Genomic DNA, 19659 nt, shown 5'->3' on the forward strand with positions numbered 1-19659 from the left:
CTGAGGTGTTTCCCGGGACGGGTCGCTTGTCCGGGGTGGGTGGTGGAGGCCGATGCCGAGGCGCTGGTCGAACCGGGGGAGGGCGCTTGCGGTCCTGGCGGGCCCGATGCACCGGGCGGGCCCGATGGGTGGTGTGCACCCGGGTATGACATATGTACTGCGCAAGACAGGATCCGAGGCCCTACAGGATCATTCGTCTCTCTCCGTAGGCTCCATGTCATGTCGAAATCACACGAGACCGGACGAGACGAGGCCTGGGAAGGCGTCGTCACCGGTAGGTCGCGGGGCATGCTCGACGGCTCGAACATGTACCACTTCGTCGAGGTCCGCCTCATGGACGGCACATCCGTCAAGGTCCGGATCAGTCGCCGACTCTGGAAGTCGATCGCGGTCGGCGACCGGATCGCCAAGCAACCGGACACGGACCCGTACAGGGCGTAGCCCGCCCCGTTGCCCAGGCACCGTCCGCGCGCGGCCGACCGTCCTGCGCGGCTCGCACGGCTGGGCGGGCGTTCCCTCTCCGGCTACCGGATCTGCCGGCGAAGTTGCGCATGACATCTCGCCACCAGCCCGACTTGCTGGGGCCGGCGTCGAAGGCGTCCATCGCACCGGACGAGCTGAGCTGCACTGCCACCCCGGCAAGCGCGAGCCCTGTCAGGGCCACCGCCGCCCAGGGGATGCGCCGCCCGTGCAAGCGGAGCTTGGGCCAGGACTCGGCGTCGAGGCCCGTCATCATGCCCCTACCCGTCCTTTGGGCCAAGGCCGGCAAGCGCGGCTCCCAGCCGACGCACACCTTCGGTCAGTTCGGCGAGGTCGGCCGTGACAGCGAAGCCGATACGCAGGTGCGCCGCTGGTGGCTCGGTGGCGAAGTAGCGGCTGCCGGCGCTCACGGCGACACCGCGTTGCCGGGCGGCGCCGGTGAGGGCGGCGCCGTCCACGCCGGACGGCAGGCGAACCCACAGGTGCAGTCCGCCCGCAGGCAGCCCAGCCGGGGTCGCACCAGGGATCTCCCGCGTGAACGCGACGGCCAGCACGGCGCACCGCTCCCGCAGTGCCGTACCGAGGCAGCGGACATGCCGGTCCCAGGACGGAGAGCTGAGCACCTCCAGGGCGGCCTCTTGCAGCGGGCGGGTGACGAAGAAGTCGTCGACCAGGCGCACCGCCCGCATGCGCTCCATGACCGGCCCGCGGGCCACCAGCGCCCCGATGGCCGTCTACGCGGCATTGGCCTTTCGGTATGCGGTCATGACCGTCATCATGCCAGCCTCACGCCTACGCAGTCAGGTGGTTGAGGGGCTCTGCGGCCCACGGCCCTTCATCCCGTCATCACTGCTTGAGCGGCGCTGGGTGTGGCCGCCGGTACCGGGGACGTACACGCCGCTCTGACCGCTGCGCGAACCTTTGGCAGCCCGGGCGGGCCTCAGCGGTTTCGGAGGGGTCGGCGACTCTTGTAAACAGTTCTTTAGGAAGATACGTTTAGAAGCATGGCCGAGATCACGCCCGACGCCGCCGGGGGACTGCGGCGGTCCGTCCATCTCACGGACCCCCGCGCTCTGCGCGCCTACGCCCACCCGACCCGTATGAAGCTGGTCGCACTGCTGCGGGTCGAGGGGCCCTTCACGGCGACCCATGCCGCGCAGCTCACAGGCGAGTCCGTCGCCAGCTGCTCCTATCACCTGCGGACGCTCGCGAAGTACGGTCTGGTCGAACACGCCGAGGGCGGTCAGGGCCGGGAGAAGCCCTGGCGCGCCACGGCCCAGTACACCAACTGGCAAAACGCCGACGGTGAGGCGGCCGACGCACTCAGCACGGCCATGGCCGAGCGCTACTTCGAGCACATGACGCACGCGATCGAAACCCGGCACCAACTACCGAGCGAGTGGCGTCAGGCGGAGTGGTTCGGCGACGACGTCGTCTACCTGACTGCCGCCGAACTCACCGAAGTGGGGAAGCGCTTCTCGGAGATCCTGGGCTCCTACGGCGAGCGGCTCGACGACCCCTCCCTGCGACCGGACGACGCGGCACCGGTGACCATGCTGCGCATCGCGTTCCGCAACCGCAAGACGACCAAATGACAGTCGAACGAACTCGCTGAACCCGGAGTGAACACATGCCACCGACCAAGACCTCAGCACGTGGAGAGTTAGCGAAGCCGGCGCACCGCGATCCCAATGTCTTGCGTTGGGTGGTTGCCTATACCGCCTCGGTGGTGGGCAACGGCTGCTTCTTCCTGGCTCTCGGCTGGGCGGCGAGCCGGACCGCCGCACCGGCGGAAGCCAGTTTCGTCATGGCGGTCGGCGCCGTTCCTCGCGCTGTGCTCATGCTGGGCGGCGGAGTGATCGCGGACCGTTTCAGCCCCCGCTACGTGATCATCGGCAGCGACATGGTGCGCTGCGTGGTGATCCTGGCCGCAGCGGCAGCGCTTGCCTTGGCGTCCCCGGGTCTTTGGCTGCTTGTCGCGGTCGCTCTTGTCTTCGGGGTGGCCGACGCCCTGTTCCTTCCCGCGGTGGGCGCGCTGCCGGCCCGGCTCGCCGACGCCGAACAGGTCCTGCGAGTCCAGGGCATGCGGTCCCTGGCGGTCAGGTTGGGCAACAGTCTGGGGGCGCCGCTCGCCGGCCTGGTGATGGCCCTGAGCGGACCCGCCGCCGCGTTCGCTGTCGCGGGCGGTCTGTTCGCGCTGTCGCTGACCTTGCTCTTCACCGTGCGCATACGCGCTCTGCCCGTGCAGAAGCCCGACCCGGAGGCGGAGGCGGAGGCGGCAGAGGCGACGGAAAAGGTCAAAGCCACCGGAATGTGGCAGGAGATGACGAGTGGGCTGCAGTACGTGCGGAGACAGTCACTCGTCCGCATCCTCGTCCTTGCCCTGGTCGTCGTCGAACTCGGCTGCGTCGCCCCCCTGAGCATCGGATTGGTGCTGCTGGCGCGTGACCGTGACTGGGGAGCGGCCGGCGCCGGCTGGCCCCTCGGCACGTTCAGCGTCGGAGCCGCTGTGAGCTCGCTGCTGCTCACGACCATGGGCCGGCTGCCCCGCCCCGGCGTCTTCTACATCGCCTCGCTCGCTGCCGGTTCAGCCTCGATAGCCTCGCTCGCCCTGGCCCCGAGCCCCCTGATCGCGGCTGCTCTCGGAGCCGTCGGGGGCCTGGCCCTCGGACTGAACGGCGGTATCTCCTACGCCCTGGTGCAGTCCGCTTGCAATCCCGCCTATCTGGGCCGGGTGATGTCCCTGTTGAGCCTCGCGAGCTTTGGTGTCGGACCCCTGGCCCTACCGGTCTTCGGCGCTGCGGTGGCCGGTTTCGGAACGGCTCCGGCCTTCGCCGTGTTCGGGGGAATCGCCGGTCTCGGGGCAGTGGCCTGTCTCTTCTCGGCGGACGTCCGTCGCGCCGAACTGCCCAACTGATCCGCCGGAGCCGGCGAGTCCTCGCCTCACATCACCTCGGGCAGGACCGACTCCAGGATGCCGCTCACACTGACGTCTTCCTCGTTGGCCAGGATCGCGACCGTGACGTCGAGTTCGGGCAGACAGGCGAGAAACGACAGATAGCCGGGGTTGTCGCCCGGGTGGAAGAAAGCCGCTCGGCCGGCCACGGTGCCGAGGCAGTAGCCGTACCCGTAGCTGTCGGCGACGACAGGTCCCAGGGAACCCCACTTGTCGGTGATCGCTGTCCGAGGGGTGATCATCTTCTCGCGGGAAGCCGGCGTGACGACGGCCCCGGAGTTGAAGGCGGCCGTGTATGCGGCCAGGTCACCCACGGTGGACCAGACGTCCGCCGCACCCGGAAGGGCGGCGAACTCGACGACGTCGACGCGCCGGCCCGTTCGGTATCCGCGTGCCGCCTCTCGCGGCGAGGGTCCACCGAGGGAGGTCTCCTCCAGGCCGCACGGGCGCAGGATGCGATCGGTGACGAAATCGGCGTACGGCCGGCCGGTGGCCTGCTCGATGATCCGGGCCACCACGAGGTATCCGGGCGAGCTGTAGTGCCAGGCCTCGCCAGGCACGCTGCGCAGCGCAACCGTGGCGAAACGATCGAGGAACGTGCCGACATCCCTCAGATCCTCAAGTCCCAGGCCGGGAAGGGCCTGCCAGTGTCCCAAACCCGAGGTGTGGGACAGAAGGTCGTGAAGCGTCAGACCACGCCACTGCGCGGGGCAGTCGTGCCACCACTCGGGGATCGGGACGTCCAGGGCGAGAACCGAGTCCTCCACCAGGAGCATGGCGGCAGCCGCAGTGAACTGCTTGCTCAGGGAGGCGACTTGGAACCGGGTCCGGGGCGTACACATCGCTCCCGACCCGGCGTCCGCGATGCCGGCTGACGCCCGCACCACAACATCCCGGCCCTTCAACACCGACACCGACCCGCTCAAGCCGTCAATCTCAGACACCCCGTCACACTAACCTCAGGAGTGTCCGGGGGAGCGCTCTTCGGCTGACCCGGACGCATCGCGGGCCGTGGTGTCGAGTCCGCCGTCTTGCGCGCCGTCTTGCGCGCCGTCAAGTCCGCCGTCCAGCGCGCCGCCCCGGCATCCGGCTACGGGCCGTGCTTGGGCTTGGTCTCCCCTCCGCGATCGGAGTACGGCAGCTGTGCGTAGACGATGACCACGGACTCGGCACGCGGATCCCGGCTGTCGCGGATCGCCAGCTGCTCCGCCTTCTGCCGGAACATCTCCGCGAGCGCCTGGGCCGATTCCGGAGTGAGCCGGGGCATCGTGTCGACGATGCCCGAGCTCTCGACCCATTCGGGGCCGAGGCGCCCCGAGTTGATGTCCTCCTCGTGCCGCAGCAGCGAGCGCTGCAGGTGCTCTATCTGCCCGCGGCGGATGACCTTCATGAACTCCGTGCCGGCCACGGAGTGCGCCATCGTCTCGTTCTTCCAGACGGTCATGGTGTGCGCCGCCTGCCACCGGCGTTCCTTCGCGTTCCGGGCCTCGGCCGCGACGATGAAGCCGTATTTGGCCAAAACTCGTAGATGGTAGCTGGTGGACGCGGAGGACTCGCTGACCGCCGCGGCGAGTTCGCTCACGGTGGCCGGACCTTCCATGCGCAGTCGCCCGAGCAGCCGGGTGCGCAGCGGGTGCGTCAGCGCCTTCAGCGCGGTCGCATCGCGAGCAGGGTCGAGCTCTCGCTTCTGTTCAGCATCCATGCTGCGACCTTAGTAGATGCTCGGCGCTTCCGAAAGAAATTTTTGCAAAATAGTCTCTGGAATGTTTGTTCGGTCGGACGTTCGTCCCCGTTCCGTCAGGCGCGGGGCGTCCGCGGGGTGTTCGCGGGGTCGCGGGGCGCCCGCGGGGCGGAGCGGGCGCCTCCGTGTGGGTCGAACCCAGCATCTTTTTGCAAAAGTTCTTTTGTCTAATTCTGAACCTTGCTAGCGTCGGACGACATGACCTTCGACAGATGGAATGCCGCGGCCCGGTACACCCTCCCGATCAAGCTCCGGACGCGAGAGCCCGCCGTCGCTCGCAGGTTCCCGCGCGGATGCGCTCAGGTCAGCAGTAGTCGTGCTGCGTCACATGGATGTTGAGTGTCCGACAACGGGGGTGAGATGGGCGATGGCGACTGTGTCAGCGGGGGCTGCGGTCGGATCTGCTTCTGAGGTGAACACTGGAGGCGCGGCTGGTTCGCGGGCTGAGGCCTCCGCGAGCGCGGTGCGCAAGGGCTTTCACGTGATGTGGGCGCTCGGCGAGCTGGAGCGCGAGCGCCCTGGACCGCACGCACTGGGCAGCATCGCTCGGAGGGCGAGGCTGTCCGAGTCGCACACCCACAAGATCCTCGCCGATGCACGGGCGCTGCCGTTCAGGTACGTCACCCAGGCGGGGCCCGGCAAGGGATACCAACTGAGCGCCAGTGGCCGGCGGCTGCTCGGCACCGCCGCGTGCAACCACCTGCCCCAGCCGAGTTCGTTCCGCTCGATGCTGGAGGATCTGCGGGACCTGACCGGGCACTCCGCCCTGCTGCACTACCGGACCGCGACGCTGGACGGCGGTCTGTTATGCACGTTGGGTGACCTCGCCATCGCGGGAGAACGGCAGATGGAGGAGCAGGTCCTGGACCTCGCCTTCCGGCCGGAACCCACCAGGACCGCGGCGGGCCGGGTGATGCTCGCCAGCCTCTCCACGTCCGCGTTCGAACGGCTGCCGGCCGCCCAGCAGTTGAACGTCACCAGGGTGCTCGGCATCCGGAACCTGGGCTACGAGGCCGAGACGCACCGACCGCCGACCGCCAGCAGTCCCTGGCGCACCCTGGCGGTGCCCTTGTTCTACGACGGCAACGATGTCGCGGGCGCCCTGACGCTCACCGGGCCGGCCACGCACCACCTCAGCGCCGAAGAGGCACATCTACGCCATCTGCGCACCGTTGCCGACGGCATTGTCCGCATTGCTTGTCTCAGCGACGGAATATAACGAGCACGCAGAGTTTCCCGGTTGGACCCCATCCACCGTTTCTCCTCTGCCGCGCCTGAGGCGTGTACGCATAGTCTGTCATGTGTGCTCTGTGCAGGTGCTTTCCTCGTGGGAAAAGTCCTCAGGGTATGTCCTGGGACGACAATCGCCCGGGATTCCGTCCCCGCAAGACAAGCAAGGGCCGATCGTGCCCGGTTATGCAATTGACCGTCTAAGGTCTTCTCCAGCGTCCGGGGCCCCGGGTGCCATGATGTCCGTTCCCGAGGAAGGTAGGGCTTCCCATGCCTGTCGTGCGAACCCATCGATTCACCGTCGACCCGGCAGATCTGGACGAATTCTGCAAGCGACGCGCCGTTGCCGTGGACGCCGTGCGAGCGGTTCAGTCCGGACTTGCGGAGACCCGACTCATCCGTCTCGAGGACGGAACTCTTGTCGACACATGGCTGTGGGAATCGGCCGAACAGCTTCAGGCGGCGGTGCAGGCCCGGGCCGGTATTCCCGAGGTTTCCGCGGCGAGAGCCCTCACGAGGGACTTCACTGATGAGGACGGCGAGGTCGTGAACGCCCAGTAGCCAGACGAAGCCGGCCCCCTCTCTCCCCTCACCCATGACAAGGAGACGCTGCCATGAGTAGTGGCACGATCACCGTGCTGCCCGGCGATGGCATAGGCCCCGAAGTGACGGCGCAGGCCCTGAAAGTACTGCAGGGAATCGAGCGGCGGTTCGGCCACACCTTCACGATCCATCGAGGCCTCGTCGGTTCGCAGGCCATCGAGAGCGAAGGCGCCGCGATCTCGGATGCCACCTTCGCGCTCTGTGCACAGAGTGACGGGATTCTGTTCGGGGCGGTCGGCTCCCCTGCGACAGCTGTTCGCCGCCCCGGCGAACAACGACCGGAAGAGGCGCTGTTCCGGCTCCGCAAGGGATTCGGTCTCTTCGCCAACTTACGGCCCATTCGACCCGCCGAGTGCATGTACGAGGCGTCTCCGCTGAGGCCCGAATACGTCAAAGGCACGGACATGATGTTCGTGCGGGAGTTGTCGGCCGGCCTCTACTACGGGCATCTGGAGGGCGTGCCCGGAAAGCCGAGCGAGATCCGCAGGAACGGACAGCGCTCCGAGGCCATCGACACGCTGCTGTACACGGATCAGGAGATCGAGCGCGTCGTGCGTGCGGCCTTCACGATCGCCCGCGACCGGCGACGCAAAGTCACGTCGGTAGACAAGGCCAACGTGCTCAGCTCGTCCCTCCTGTGGCGAGAGGTCGTCGAGCGGGTTGCCGGAGACTATCCCTCGGTCGCATACGAGCACATGCTCGTCGACACCTGCGCCATGAACATCCTCAGAAGCCCGTCGGAATTTGATGTCATCGTCACCGAGAACATGTTCGGCGACATTCTCACCGACGAAGCGTCGATGTTGACCGGATCGATCGGAATGCTGCCGTCGGCCAGCATCGGAGTCGGGCATACCGGCAGCGGCACATTCGGACTGTACGAGCCGATCCACGGGACTGCGCCTGAGATGGCCGGCCGGGACCTGGCCAACCCGATCGCCTCGATTCTCTCCGCGGCGCTGTTGCTCAGCCATTCGCTCGGGCTGAGCCGGGAGGCGGCAGCCGTCGAAAGAGCGGTCCAGGACGTGCTGAACGAGGGGCACCGGACAGCGGATATCAGTGCCCCAGGATGCGCGAGCATCGGCACGGAGGAAATGGGTCAGCGGATCTTCGAGAGACTGCTGCGGTCCTGACAGCAGCTGGGAGGGGTGTCGCCGATGTACGAACCGAATTCCTCGCCGCTGGGGGCCGGCCTCGATGAGCAGCGCAGACTGGTACGGAAGACCCGTCTGGAGATGCTGCAGGACCGCACCATACGAAACGCGGTCGGCTTGGAGCCGCCCATGCGGGTCATGGCACGCATCGTGCAAGACCTGGAACGCGAGTGCGCGGCGCGCCAGTTCGGTGAAACGGCCGTTCGGCGCGAGATCGTGAATCGAACGATCGGTGACGTCAACGTACGTCTCATCACCGAGTGCGAGGGGGAACCGGGTGGCCCCGGGGACTACCGGGCGCTCGGTGACGAACTCGGCACGGCGTTACCGGGGGAGAACCTCAACGGCTACCGGGCGACGGGTGCGACCTACCGGTGGTTGCGGGCGCAGATGACGGACGCCGAGCGCCACCTGCTCGCCGTCGGCTACGACCCCCGTATGTACGACATCCATGGCGTCGGCAATCCCGTGCTGCGTGATTGGCTGGCGGCCGACATGAAGCAGTGGGGCCTTGACGTGTCCGCGTCCCAGGTAGCCCTGGGGCTGGGCGCCACGGACTGCAACGACAAGGTTCTTCGGGGCCTTGCCCAGATCGCCCACCATCGTTCCCAGTCACCCGGTGCGGTTCTCTTCCCGGCTCCTGGATTCAATATGCCGGAGCTGCAGGCCAAGGCCTACGGCTACCGGATCCACATGGTTCCGATACGACCCGAAGACGGCTTCAAACTGACCGCTCCGCTGTTGGCGGAACAGCTCGCGGAGCACGAGGATGTCAATGTCGTCTATCTGGCGGTGACAAATAATCCGACGACTTTCGCCTACAGCCCCGAAGAGCTATCGGCGATAGCAGCCGTGCTCAGGGATTTATCACGCCAAGGGCGTCGCGTCTGTCTCCTCGCCGACCTGGCCTATATCGGCACCGGTCCGCCGGCCGCAGACCTGAGCCGGATGCAGAGCCTTGCGGCCGAGTCTGAGATCGCCGGTCAGATCATTTACGTGAACAGTCTGTCCAAGACGTACACGCTGACCGGCGAGAGGTTCGGGTGGGTGGTGTTCGGCGATTCCGATTTCGCCCAGACCATGGGTTCGAGCTGGACGAACAGCATGAGTACATTGCCCGGAGAGTGGCAGCTGCGCTTCATGGCCTATCACACGCTGTTCCGTCGGCGCCCGGAACTGATCGAGAAGATCCGGGCCCTGTACCGGCTGCGGAGGAACCGGCTCCGCGTCCAGCTGAAACGACTCGACGACGTGCATCACATTTTTGAGCGTGTCTACCTGGACGACGATGCAACTATTTACAGCTGGAACAAGCTGCGGCCGGGCGAGGACTGCTTCTCCGTCTTCGAGAAGACCGGAATCGCTGGAATACCCGGATCCACTTTCGGCTATTCGGATGACTATGTCCGCTTCTCGGTCGGAATCCTGCCCGTTGAATTGGACTGACTCGGGTTTCATATCTCAGATGCTCGCTCCGTCGGCAAGGAGATGTCATGCGTGAGGTAGTACCAGCCAACTTCAACTGGAACAGAGACGGCAGCCCGCTGTCGCCTCTTCCAGAGGAAATGCCAGGCGAACCCGCCGCCGCGCAGGCTGCCTCTGCCCGGATACTTTCGGAGTGCCTGCGAGACGGCCTTCAGGGCATTTCCGGCTACCCCTCCGTCGACCAGATGATGGAATATCTGCATCTGCTGGAGGAGTTCGGCGTATCTGCTGCCACCGTCGGCATATACCCGGGTGATGCCGATGTGCTGGACAGGACCATGAAAAGGCTGCTGGCCCGGATGCGGGACGAGACGCCCGGCATCGTCCCGTCAGTGCTCGCCATGTGCACAGAGGAATCACTCAAGTGGACCGCCGAGTGCAAGGACATCCATCCGGCGCTCGAGTCCGTCGTCTTCATGGGGAGTGCGCCGTCCCGGAGGCTCGTTCAGGAGTGGGACCTGGATTTCATCCGGAACAGTCTCAACACGTTCATCGTCAAGACCGTGGAACTGGGAATCCCGGTCATCGCGGGGACGGAGCACACGACTCAGACGTCGCCCGAGGATCTGCGCGCGATCACCCGCACGCAGGTCGAGAGCGGCGCCTACCGCGTCGTGCTCGCCGACACCATCGGGATCATCCGCCCGCTCGGCGCCTACCGGATCGTGCGCTTCCTGCGGAACGAGCTCGATGCTCTCGGCGCGTCGGACGTGCGGCTCGACTGGCACGGCCACCGCGACACCGGAAACGCCCTGGGCAACGCCATGATGGCGATCGCGGCCGGCGTCGATCGCATCCACGTCGTTTCGCGGGGCGTGGGCGAGCGGGCCGGCAACGCCTCCCTGGAAGAGATCGTGCTGAACCTCGCCGCCATCCAGGAAGAGGCCGGCCTGCCGACCTCGTGGAACATGCCCCGGCTGCTGGAACTGATCTCCTTCTACCAGGAGATGGTCGGTGTGCCACCGGCGGACCACGGGGTGCTCGCCCGGCGCTACAGCCACACCTCCTCCGGCATCCACTCGGACGCCATCCTCAAGGCACAGGCGCTCGCCGACCGCGCCCACGAGGAGGGCGACTTCGAACGGGAGAAGCAGCTGCGGGCAATGGCCCGCACGGTGTACTCGGCCGTCGATCCTAGCTCGGTCGGCGGCGTGCAGTCGGTGGGTGTCAGTCCGTGGAGCGGCCAGAGTTCGGTGAAGCTCGCCTGTCTCCACAGCGGGCGTGATCCTCGGTCGCTCACCCCGGAACACATTCAGCGGATCCTCGCGGACGCGAACCGGCTGGGGCGCGAACTGACCCCGGAGGAGCTGGAGGAGTACTTCGCCCCCGTGTACGGACGGCAAGGAGCCTGAGTGCTCCCCGGAGGCGCAACCGGCAGACCTGGGAGGGGCGGATCGATGCCGAGAACGATGTTCGAAAAGATCTGGGACGCGCACATCGTGCGCGATGAACCCGGAGAGGTGCCGATGCTCTACGTGGACCGGCACCTCACACACGAAGCCACTTCGCCACAGGCGTTCGCCGGGCTCAGGGCGCGGAATCTCCCCGTGTACCGCCCGGAGTCCGTGGTGGCGGTGATCGACCACAACGTACCCACCGTGCCGGGGCGTGGACTCCTCGACGTGGTGGACCGCCAGAGCCTCGTGTGCATCGAGACGATGGAGGAGAACGCCCGGGACTTCGGGGTCAGGCTCCTCGGCATGAACCACGAGGAGCAGGGGATCGTTCACGTCATCGGCCCCGAGCTCGGGCTCTCGTTGCCGGGCATGACGGTGGTGTGCGGAGACTCGCACACCTCTACGCACGGCGCCCTGGGCATCTTCGCCGTCGGGATCGGCACCAGCGAGGTGGAACACGTCCTGGCCACGCAGTGTCTGCTGCAGCGACGACCCAGGACGATGAACATCCGGATAGACGGGACGCTGTCGCACGGTGTGACGGCCAAGGACGTCGCACTGGCCGTGGTCCGCCGCCTCGGCACCGCCGTGGGCACCCACCACGTCATCGAGTTCAGCGGCTCCGCCGTGCGCTCGATGACGATCGAAGGCCGCATGACGCTGTGCAACATGGCCATCGAGGCCGGTGCCCGGGCAGGCATGGTCGCGCCCGACGACGTCACCGTCGAGTACGTGCGCGGCCGCCCGTACGCCCCCTCGGGAGAGCTGTTCGAGCAGGCGGCCGCGCACTGGAAGCAGCTCGCCAGCGACCCCGGTGCCGCATTCGACGCCGTGCACGAGGTCGGCGTCGACGACCTGGCGCCGCAGGTCACCTGGGGCACGAACGCCGGCATGACGGCCGACATCACCGGTACGGTGCCGGACCCGGCCGACCCGGCCATCCCCTGGAATCGCGCGGAGGTCGAGCGGGCGCTGGACTACATGGGTCTGGAGCCGGGGCAGCGCATCGAGGAGCTGAGGGTCGACACCGTCTTCATCGGTTCGTGCACCAACTCGCGCATCGAGGACCTGCGCGCGGCGGCGGACCGGGTGGCCGGCAAGCACATTGCGCCCGGCGTGCGGGCCATCGTGGTCCCCGGCTCGATGCGGGTGCGCCGCCAGGCCGAGGCGGAGGGGCTGGCGGACATCTTCCGGGAGGCGGGCTTCGAGTGGCGCGAGGCCGGTTGCAGCATGTGCATCGCCATGAACGGCGACCGCCTCTCCGCCGGTGAGCGGTGTGCTTCGACGAGCAACCGCAACTTCGAAGGACGCCAAGGGCGCGGTGGACGGACACATCTGGTCAGTCCGGCGACCGCTGCCGCCACGGCCGTGGCCGGCCATTTCGCCGACGCCCGGCAGCTGTAAGGAAGGGCCCTGTGGAGAAATTCAGCAAACATGACGGTATCGCCGCGCCGCTGCCGCGTACCAACGTGAACACCGATGACATCATCCCGGCGCGCTATCTCAAGTCGATCCTCCGCACCGGGTTCGGCGAGTTCCTGTTCGCCAACTGGCGCTACCTCGACGGCGGCCACGTCGTCGATCCCGAGTTCGTACTCAATCGACCGGAGTTCGAGGGTGCGAGCATCCTGGTGGCGGGCGAGAACTTCGGCTGCGGCTCCTCGCGCGAGCATGCCACCTGGGCCCTGCGCGAATACGGCTTCCGGTGCGTGATAGCGCCGAGCTTCGCGGACATCTTCTACAACAACTGCTTCAACAGTGACATCCTGCCGATCAAGCTGGATGCCCCCGAGGTCGACGAGCTCGTCAAGATCCTGGAGACGGACGCACCGCCCAGGCTGCACGTCGACCTGCCGGCCAACACCGTCACCGCGGGAAGCGGCGTCACCTTCACGTTCGATCTGGAACCCTTCCGCAAGAGCTCGGTGCTCGCCGGACTCGACAACATCGGTTGGTCCCTCTCGCATCGGAGCGAGATCAAGGCCTACGAGGAACGCCGCAGCCAAGAGGTGCCTTGGCTGTTCGCCGATCGGCCGGCGCAATGAAAGCCGAGCAGGCCGATGGCTGAGACCGGGAGCGGACACGCGAGCAGTTTCGGGGCCGAGCTACGGCGGATGCGGGAGGAGCAGGGGATCTCGCTGCGGGCGCTGGCCCGCCGAGTGGTCTACAGCGCCGGCTGGTTGAGCAAGGTCGAGAACGGCGTGGCCCCGCCCACCCTGAAACTCGCCGAGCTGTGCGACACGGAACTCGGGGCGAGGGGTGAGCTGGCCGCCCTCGCACGCAGCCGAAGGCCGGAACCGGGTGCCTGGACCCTGCCCGCACAGCTGCCCCGCAGCCCCGCCCCCTTCGTGGGACGGGTGGACGAACTGCTGGAGCTGGACCGTTGCCTGGCCGAGGCGCAGCGGACGAACAGCGGCATGACCGTCGCCGTTGACGGTGCCCCTGGGGTCGGCAAGAGCACGCTGGTTACGCAATGGGCGCATGCGAACGCGGATCATTTCGGCGACGGCATCCTGTTCCAGGACCTGAGGGGATTCTCCGGTACCGCGCCCCCGCTGGTCCCGGCGGAAGTGCTCAAGGGCTTCCTCAGCGCTCTCGGGGTGCCGAGCGCCTCCGTTCCGTACGGCACGGAAGCCCGCGCCGCGATGTTCCGGACGCTCGTCGCGGGCAGGCGCGTGCTCGTGGTCCTCGACAACGCCGCCGGGTCGCACCAGGTCGGTCCGCTCCTGCCCGGATCCCCGAGCTGTGGCGTGGTCATCACGAGCCGTCGGCAGATGACGGGGACCGCCGCCCACGCCGGTGCGCGGCGGGTGTTCCTCGATCCCATGTCCATGGGGGAGTCCGTCGAGTTGTTCGGTTCCGTCCTGGGGCCCGCCCGGGTCCGTGCCGAACCGGAGGCGGTGCGTTCGCTGGCGGCCCTGTGCGCCCGGCTGCCGCTCGCCCTGCGGATCGCCGCGGAACGGCTGGCCTTCAGCCGGCACCGCTCCATCGCGGGGCTGGCGGGCGAACTCGCCGGCCTCGACGACCCGGAGGGCAAGCTGGACCTGCTGGCCGACGGGGACGTCATGACCGTACGGGTCGCATTCGAAGCCTCGTACCGCCGGCTCGATGCCGAGTCCTCCCGGGCCTTCCGGCTGCTGGGGCTGACATGGGGGCGGACGGTCAGCTCCGCGACCGCCGCCGCCCTGTTCGGCAGGCCTGCCGGAATCGCTCGGCGGCTGCTGGAGGGACTCGTCTCCCTGAACCTGCTGCAGGAGGTCGGGCGCGATCAGTACCGGCTCGACCGCCTGCTGCTGCTCTTCGCCGCCGCACGCGTGGCCGCCGAGGAGGAGCGGACCGACCGGGAGGCAGCCCGGCAGCGGCTCGACGCATGGAGCCGGCGGGTGTTCGAGAGCGGTGGGAAATTGCTGGTCCGGCACGTGCGTGCCGAGCCTGTGAGCTGTTCCGCTTCGACGGCAGAGCGTGCCGCCGGAGTGCTGGTGCCGGGATCAGCCCCGGAAGGCAACGACCGACAAGACGTATGACTGCCGTTCTGGAGGGCTCATGGCTGCGCAGACGACCGATATCGATGGCAAGCTCCTCAACACCGGCCTGATTCGGGTCGTTCACGGAGAAGGTGCACCCGATCCAGCCGACTTCCAGGAGCTTCGCCGCCGACGCCGGCATCAACTCGGCGAAGAACTGGAACGGGACAAAACCCTGGACCGGTACTTTCCGGTGCTGTCCGTACTCGCGCCGGTCATGACCCAGACGGAGGGTGAGATCACCTATCCGGGCGACCCGATGTGTCTGTACGCAGCGCTCAGTGTCGCGGTCCATCATGCGGTGCACGACGCCGGACCCCTGGAGAAGGCGGAACACTACAACGACCTGGCCCCTGAGTGGACCCGATTCCCTTCCGAGGAATACCGACTCGCGGTCAGTCCCGACGGTTTTCGCGAGTACGGCACCGACCCCAACACCGATCAGACGGTTTTCGATCCCCGGGTATGGGACGACGCCTCCCGTGTCAGGTGGATTCGCCTGCTTCGCGAGGTCAGGCCCGGAGTGGTGCTCATCAGCGCGGTCTCGCCGGCGCATCGCTATGCGCTGGAGATCGCCGCCCTGGTCAAGAGCGAGGTCCCGGAAGCCTTCGTGGTACTCGGCGGCCGGCACGCGGATGAAACCCTCACCGCCACCCACGACGGCGAAGGTGTGCTGGTCAAACCCAGCGCCACGGTGGCGGTGATACAGAGCGGCGACGCGCCGCAGGTGATCGACGCGGTCGTCAGCGGCGAGGCCTACCACGCGGTGGACCTGCTGATGCGGGCCCTCGCCCTGGCCACCGACCTGGAGCGCCGCTGGGTGGACCGCGACCAGGTGCTGCCGTGCCTGCAGGGGCTGCTGGCCGCGGAAGGCCCCGGGCCGGGCAGGTCGCTGATCGTCACGGCCCAGCGAGACTCCTTCGTCGCGGTCCCGGTGTCAGGGGCGTCGTTGGACCTCGGGTCCCTGCCCGCGCCCTACGAGGCCTTCGCGATACGTTCGCACTTCCCCATCTTCACCCATCCGCTGACCGGCGACGTCATGCGGACCGCACACTTCATGGTCTCGAACGCCTGCCCCTATCAGTGCAATTTCTGCTCGGAATCCGCGCAACTCGTCGGCGGACTCAAGCGGTTCCGCGGGAACGGTGCCGAGATCGCCGTGCAGCGGGTCTGCGAGTACATCAGCTACGGATGCGAGGCGTTGTTCTTTGACGACTCCGTGTTCTGGAGCGGGCGGTACCGAGACATCAAGGAATTCTGTGTCCAGCTCCGTCGGATACGCGAGACAACAGATTTCTCCCAGCTCGATCCGCGACTCCAGCGGTACCTCGGCAACCCCGACTCCGTCGAACGGCTGAGGGGGCTGCAGTGGGGCGCCCAGCTGACGGTGGACACGCTCGCGGCACTCCACGATGCGGCCGCCAGCACAGAAGTGCTGCGGACCATGCGCGAGGCAGGCTGCACCTACGTCTACATCGGCATCGAAAGCATGTCGAGCCAGGTCATGAACGGTATCCACAAGAACCTTCGCCGGGAGGAGAACCGCCCGTGGCGCCAGAAGGTTCGTGAGGCGACCGGGCTGGTGAAGTCGCAGGGCATGCAGGTGGGCACGTCGGTACTGTTCGGCCTGGACGGGGAGACGCGTTCCAGCATCGACGAGACCATCCACGAAGTGGGCCGGCTGATCGACGACAAGCTCGTCGATCTCGCCAGTCCCAACATTCTCACCTACCATCCGGCGACCCCCATCACGCGCAAGCACGCGATGCAGGACCGGCTGAACTACCACTCGCCGCGCATCGACAACAGGAAGCCGTACACCTATTTCGAGGAAGCCTTTCCCGGCGTCGTCTCGGTGGTGCTCTCGGAGGACGACATCTGGCACATCCACCGGGAAACGCAGCGCCGGTGGGGAGGCGCCCGCAACGACAACACACCCCTGCTGGTCGACGTCGCCGATCCGGCCGCGACGGCCGAGGTTTCGACGCCTCGCGTAGACGTGGCGACATGAGCTGGCTCCGTGCGCTGGACGGGCGGGCGGACGCCACCCGGCACCTCGTCTGCTTCCCACACGGTGGCGGGTCTGCCTTCGCCTATCGGGACTGGACGCCGGACGCACCGGACGTGCAGGTCCACGGAGTCCAGTACCCCGGGCGCGGGGACCGGTTCAAGGAACCCCTCCTCCAGGACGTCCGCATGATGGCCCGGGAGGCGGCGGCCGCCGTGGCGCCGCTGACGTCCCAGCCGGTCTCCCTGTTCGGACACAGCCTCGGGGCGTACATCGCCTACGAGACGGCCCTCTTCCTGCAGGCCACGGGGCACCCCGTCCGCGCCCTGTTCGTCTCGGGCGCACGGGCACCCCACGACCCGGCACGCGGGAAGCGGAGCTGGGCGGACCTCGAGGACGAGGTGCTCCTGAGCCTCGTCGCAGATCTCGGGGGGACCGAGGCGGAACTCCTCGGGGACAAGGATCTGCGTGGTGTTCTGCTGCCGATCCTGCGCACCGACTTCCGCGCGGCGGAGAGCTACGGGGCGGGGCCCGCGGCGGCGCTCAGTTGTCCCGTCGTTTCGCTGTGCGGCAGGGGCGACCCGGTGACGGATCCGCGGGACGCGCTCATGTGGAGCGAGTACACCCGCGGTGCCTTCGCCTCCCGCACCTTCGCCGGGGGGCACTTCTTCCCCCACGAGGAGTGCCACGCGGACGTGCTCGCCACGCTGATGGACCACCTGACGGACAGGACGACGGAACATGGTCACTGACGTGTCACTCGACGACCTGGACGTGAGCCGGCTCGCGCAGCGCGACGGCGAGAAATGGGCGTCGGCCGGGGACGGCGTCCTGGCCTCCTGGGTCGCGGATATGGACTTCCCCGTCGCACCCGCGATCCGCGAGGCCATACGCCGGCGCGTGGACGGCGATCTCGGGTATCCGGCATGGTTCGACGAAGCGGACGGCGGGCCGCTGGGCGGGGTGTACGCGGCGCGGATGCTGCGCCGGTTCGGCCATCGGGCCGATCCCACTCACGTGCGGATGTTCACCGATGTCAATCAGGCGATGCTGGCCACTGTCCAGCTCGCCACCGAACCGGGCGACGGCGTGCTGCTGCAGTCACCTGCCTGCCCGCCCTTCACCGAAGTGCTCGAGAAGATCGGCCGCCGTCCGATGACGGTGCCGATGACTCCGGCCGGCCAGGGGTGGGAGTGGGATCTGGAGGCGGTGGAGAGGCTGGCGGGCGACGAGTCCCGATGCTGCCGCGTGCTGTTCCTGGTCAACCCGCACAACCCGACCGGACACGTCCTGCGCCGGCCCGAGCTGGAGCGGATCGCCGAAATCGCCCTGCGCCGGGATCTCCTGGTGATCTCGGACGAGGTGCACGCCGACCTCACCCACGAACCACACCGGCACATCCCCTTCGCGTCCCTGGGCGCGGAGATCGCGGCCCGGACCGTCACCCTGTCCTCGGGCAGCAAGGCGTTCAACCTCGCCGGCATCCGCTGCGCCGTGGCCCATATGGGTCCGGCGCATCTGCGCGCAGCCGTGGACGCCAAGCGAGGCCTGCTCTACGGGCAGGTCGGGGTGCTGGCCGTGGAGGCGCTGAAGGCCGCATGGACGGAGGGCGACGCCTGGTTGGACCAGGTGCGCGTCGTACTGGACCGCAACCGCCGCACCCTGGCCGAACGGCTTCCGGCTGCCGTCCACTACCGCATGCCGGAGGCGACCTTCCTGGCGTGGCTCGACTGCCGGTCCCTCGGACTCGAAACCGAGCCATCGGGCTTCTTCCGGGACGCGGCCAAGGTGCTCTTCTTCTCCGGCGATTCCTTCGGCCCCGAAGGCAGGGGGTTCGTGCGGATGAACTTCGCCACCTCCGCCGAGGTACTCGAGCGGAAGCTGACACGGATAGAGGCCGCGGTGAATGGGCTCGCCGTCGGTTCACACGGCAAACAGGGGGTCTGACATGGCAGGTGTTCCGCAGTTCTGCGTCATATCGGGTGATCAGGTGCAGGACACCGTCGCCGGACGTGAGAAGGACATCCTCCGGGTCGTGGAGTCGGCCTACCGACTCCACGGCGAAGGCGGCGCCGTCAATCCCGGCTCCCACTTCCTGCGCTTTCCGGACCGGCCGTCGTCACGGAGCATCGCTCTGCCGGCCGCAGCCGGGGGCGAGGTGGACACCTTCGGAATCAAGTGGATCGCCAGCTTTCCGGAGAACATCGGTGCGGGTCTCCCGCGCGCGTCCGCCGTGCTGATCCTCAACGACGCCGCGAACGGCTACCCCTTCGCCTGCCTGGAAGCCTCGATCATCAGCGCCGTGCGCACCGCGGCCTCGGCGGCGCTGGCGGCATCCCGACTCGCCGAGGCCCGTTCGGGCACCCCGGCACCGCGGAGGGTCGGTTTCATCGGTGCGGGACTGATCGCCCGATACATCATGACCTACCTGGACGCGGCCGGGTTCGACTTCGCGGAGGTCGGGATCCACGACCTCGCCGACACGCACGCGGAGGGACTAGCCGACCATGTCCGGCGCACCTATGACGGGCAGGTCACCGTCCACGGGAAGGCGGAAGACCTGATCCGCTCCTGCGACCTGATCGTGTTCGCGACGGTGGCCGGCCGGCCCCACGTGATGGACCCGGCATGGTTCGATCACCACCCCCTGGTGCTGCACGTGTCCCTGCGTGATCTCTCCCCCGAGGTCATCCTGGCCTCGTACAACGTGGTCGATGACGTCGATCACTGCCTCACGGCCGAGACCTCGCCGCACCTGGCGGAGCTGGCCGTCGGGAACCGCGACTTCGTGGCCGGCTCGATGCACGACCTCCTGACTGGCGGCCTCAGGCCTCCGTCGGATCGTGCCGTCATCTTCTCGCCGTTCGGTCTGGGCCTGCTCGACCTGGCCGTCGGACGTCACATCTACGACCGACTGGCCGCGCAGGACGCGCTGGTGCAGATCCCGGGGTTCTTCCACGAGCTGCGGCGGCACGGCTAGACAGACCGTTTCCTCGGATTGGCAACACTTCAACACTGGTGCGCCGACATCTTTCTGATCGACCATTGATGACGCACCCATAGCGACGCTTACCATCACCT

The 19659-nt window shown here is 67.6% G+C and carries 17 protein-coding genes and 1 pseudogene; 15 read left to right on the forward strand and 3 right to left on the reverse strand.

The genetic code is table 11. The features are described from left to right. The first annotated feature begins 219 nt into the window (after nucleotides 1-219). Nucleotides 220-441, forward strand: coding sequence for a DUF7489 domain-containing protein (locus ACZ4TG_RS25405; protein WP_468166627.1), 222 nt, complete (start codon nucleotides 220-222; stop codon nucleotides 439-441). A gap of 299 nt (nucleotides 442-740) precedes the next feature. Here ACZ4TG_RS25405 and ACZ4TG_RS25410 read toward each other — a convergent pair. Beyond that, nucleotides 741-1208 (reverse strand): annotated as a pseudogene (locus ACZ4TG_RS25410) (PLP-dependent aminotransferase family protein); the annotation flags it as partial. Nucleotides 1209-1484: 276 nt separating this feature from the next. On the opposite strand from ACZ4TG_RS25410, the gene ACZ4TG_RS25415 reads away from it, so the two are divergent. Next, nucleotides 1485-2075: a winged helix-turn-helix domain-containing protein gene (locus tag ACZ4TG_RS25415; protein WP_468166629.1), complete on the forward strand. Its 591-nt coding sequence runs from the start codon at nucleotides 1485-1487 to the stop codon at nucleotides 2073-2075. A gap of 35 nt (nucleotides 2076-2110) precedes the next feature. After that, the gene (locus ACZ4TG_RS25420) at nucleotides 2111-3397 is read left to right on the forward strand and encodes an MFS transporter (protein WP_468166631.1); all 1287 of its coding nucleotides are present in this window, start codon (nucleotides 2111-2113) and stop codon (nucleotides 3395-3397) included. 26 nt (nucleotides 3398-3423) lie between these two features. Here ACZ4TG_RS25420 and ACZ4TG_RS25425 read toward each other — a convergent pair whose 3' ends face one another. Both ACZ4TG_RS25425 and ACZ4TG_RS25430 read right to left on the reverse strand, forming a co-directional pair. Then, a complete protein-coding gene (locus ACZ4TG_RS25425) occupies nucleotides 3424-4380 on the reverse strand; it encodes a serine hydrolase domain-containing protein (protein ID WP_468166633.1) in 957 nt (318 codons plus the stop codon). Nucleotides 4381-4526: 146 nt separating this feature from the next. Further along, a complete protein-coding gene (locus ACZ4TG_RS25430) occupies nucleotides 4527-5138 on the reverse strand; it encodes a helix-turn-helix domain-containing protein (RefSeq protein ID WP_468166635.1) in 612 nt (203 codons plus the stop codon). Between the two features lie 451 nt (nucleotides 5139-5589). Between ACZ4TG_RS25430 and ACZ4TG_RS25435 the strand changes: the two genes are divergently transcribed. From ACZ4TG_RS25435 to sbnB, 12 genes are all read left to right on the forward strand, one after another. Beyond that, nucleotides 5590-6396 carry an IclR family transcriptional regulator gene (locus ACZ4TG_RS25435; protein ID WP_468166637.1) on the forward strand — a complete coding sequence of 269 codons (807 nt, stop codon included), beginning with the start codon at nucleotides 5590-5592 and terminating at the stop codon, nucleotides 6394-6396. A 281-nt stretch (nucleotides 6397-6677) separates the two neighbouring features. Beyond that, nucleotides 6678-6968, forward strand: coding sequence for a hypothetical protein (locus ACZ4TG_RS25440; RefSeq protein ID WP_468166639.1), 291 nt, complete (start codon nucleotides 6678-6680; stop codon nucleotides 6966-6968). A gap of 53 nt (nucleotides 6969-7021) precedes the next feature. After that, nucleotides 7022-8143 carry a 3-isopropylmalate dehydrogenase gene (gene leuB, locus ACZ4TG_RS25445; RefSeq protein ID WP_468166641.1) on the forward strand — a complete coding sequence of 374 codons (1122 nt, stop codon included), beginning with the start codon at nucleotides 7022-7024 and terminating at the stop codon, nucleotides 8141-8143. 24 nt (nucleotides 8144-8167) lie between these two features. Beyond that, on the forward strand, nucleotides 8168-9610 hold the full coding sequence (locus tag ACZ4TG_RS25450; RefSeq protein WP_468166643.1) for a pyridoxal phosphate-dependent aminotransferase: 1443 nt from the start codon (nucleotides 8168-8170) through the stop codon (nucleotides 9608-9610). Between the two features lie 47 nt (nucleotides 9611-9657). Further along, the gene (locus ACZ4TG_RS25455; RefSeq protein ID WP_468166645.1) at nucleotides 9658-11001 is read left to right on the forward strand and encodes a hypothetical protein; all 1344 of its coding nucleotides are present in this window, start codon (nucleotides 9658-9660) and stop codon (nucleotides 10999-11001) included. A gap of 45 nt (nucleotides 11002-11046) precedes the next feature. Then, nucleotides 11047-12450, forward strand: a complete 1404-nt coding sequence (gene leuC / locus ACZ4TG_RS25460; protein WP_468166647.1) for a 3-isopropylmalate dehydratase large subunit — start codon at nucleotides 11047-11049, stop codon at nucleotides 12448-12450. Nucleotides 12451-12461: 11 nt separating this feature from the next. Further along, a complete protein-coding gene (gene leuD / locus ACZ4TG_RS25465) occupies nucleotides 12462-13091 on the forward strand; it encodes a 3-isopropylmalate dehydratase small subunit (protein WP_468166649.1) in 630 nt (209 codons plus the stop codon). 15 nt (nucleotides 13092-13106) lie between these two features. Beyond that, nucleotides 13107-14570, forward strand: a complete 1464-nt coding sequence (locus tag ACZ4TG_RS25470; RefSeq protein ID WP_468166651.1) for a helix-turn-helix domain-containing protein — start codon at nucleotides 13107-13109, stop codon at nucleotides 14568-14570. A 19-nt stretch (nucleotides 14571-14589) separates the two neighbouring features. Next, nucleotides 14590-16581 (forward strand): B12-binding domain-containing radical SAM protein, encoded by a 1992-nt coding sequence (locus ACZ4TG_RS25475; RefSeq protein WP_468166653.1) that lies wholly within the window; start codon nucleotides 14590-14592, stop codon nucleotides 16579-16581. Beyond that, nucleotides 16578-17330 carry a thioesterase II family protein gene (locus ACZ4TG_RS25480; RefSeq protein WP_468166655.1) on the forward strand — a complete coding sequence of 251 codons (753 nt, stop codon included), beginning with the start codon at nucleotides 16578-16580 and terminating at the stop codon, nucleotides 17328-17330. The genes ACZ4TG_RS25475 and ACZ4TG_RS25480 overlap by 4 nt, the downstream gene beginning before the upstream one ends. Continuing rightward, nucleotides 17320-18525 carry a MalY/PatB family protein gene (locus ACZ4TG_RS25485; protein ID WP_468166657.1) on the forward strand — a complete coding sequence of 402 codons (1206 nt, stop codon included), beginning with the start codon at nucleotides 17320-17322 and terminating at the stop codon, nucleotides 18523-18525. The genes ACZ4TG_RS25480 and ACZ4TG_RS25485 overlap by 11 nt, the downstream gene beginning before the upstream one ends. Before the next feature lies 1 nt (nucleotide 18526). Next, nucleotides 18527-19558 (forward strand): 2,3-diaminopropionate biosynthesis protein SbnB, encoded by a 1032-nt coding sequence (gene sbnB / locus ACZ4TG_RS25490; protein WP_468166659.1) that lies wholly within the window; start codon nucleotides 18527-18529, stop codon nucleotides 19556-19558. Nucleotides 19559-19659 lie beyond the last annotated feature (101 nt).

Source organism: Streptomyces sp. NPDC028314 (genome assembly GCF_055565795.1).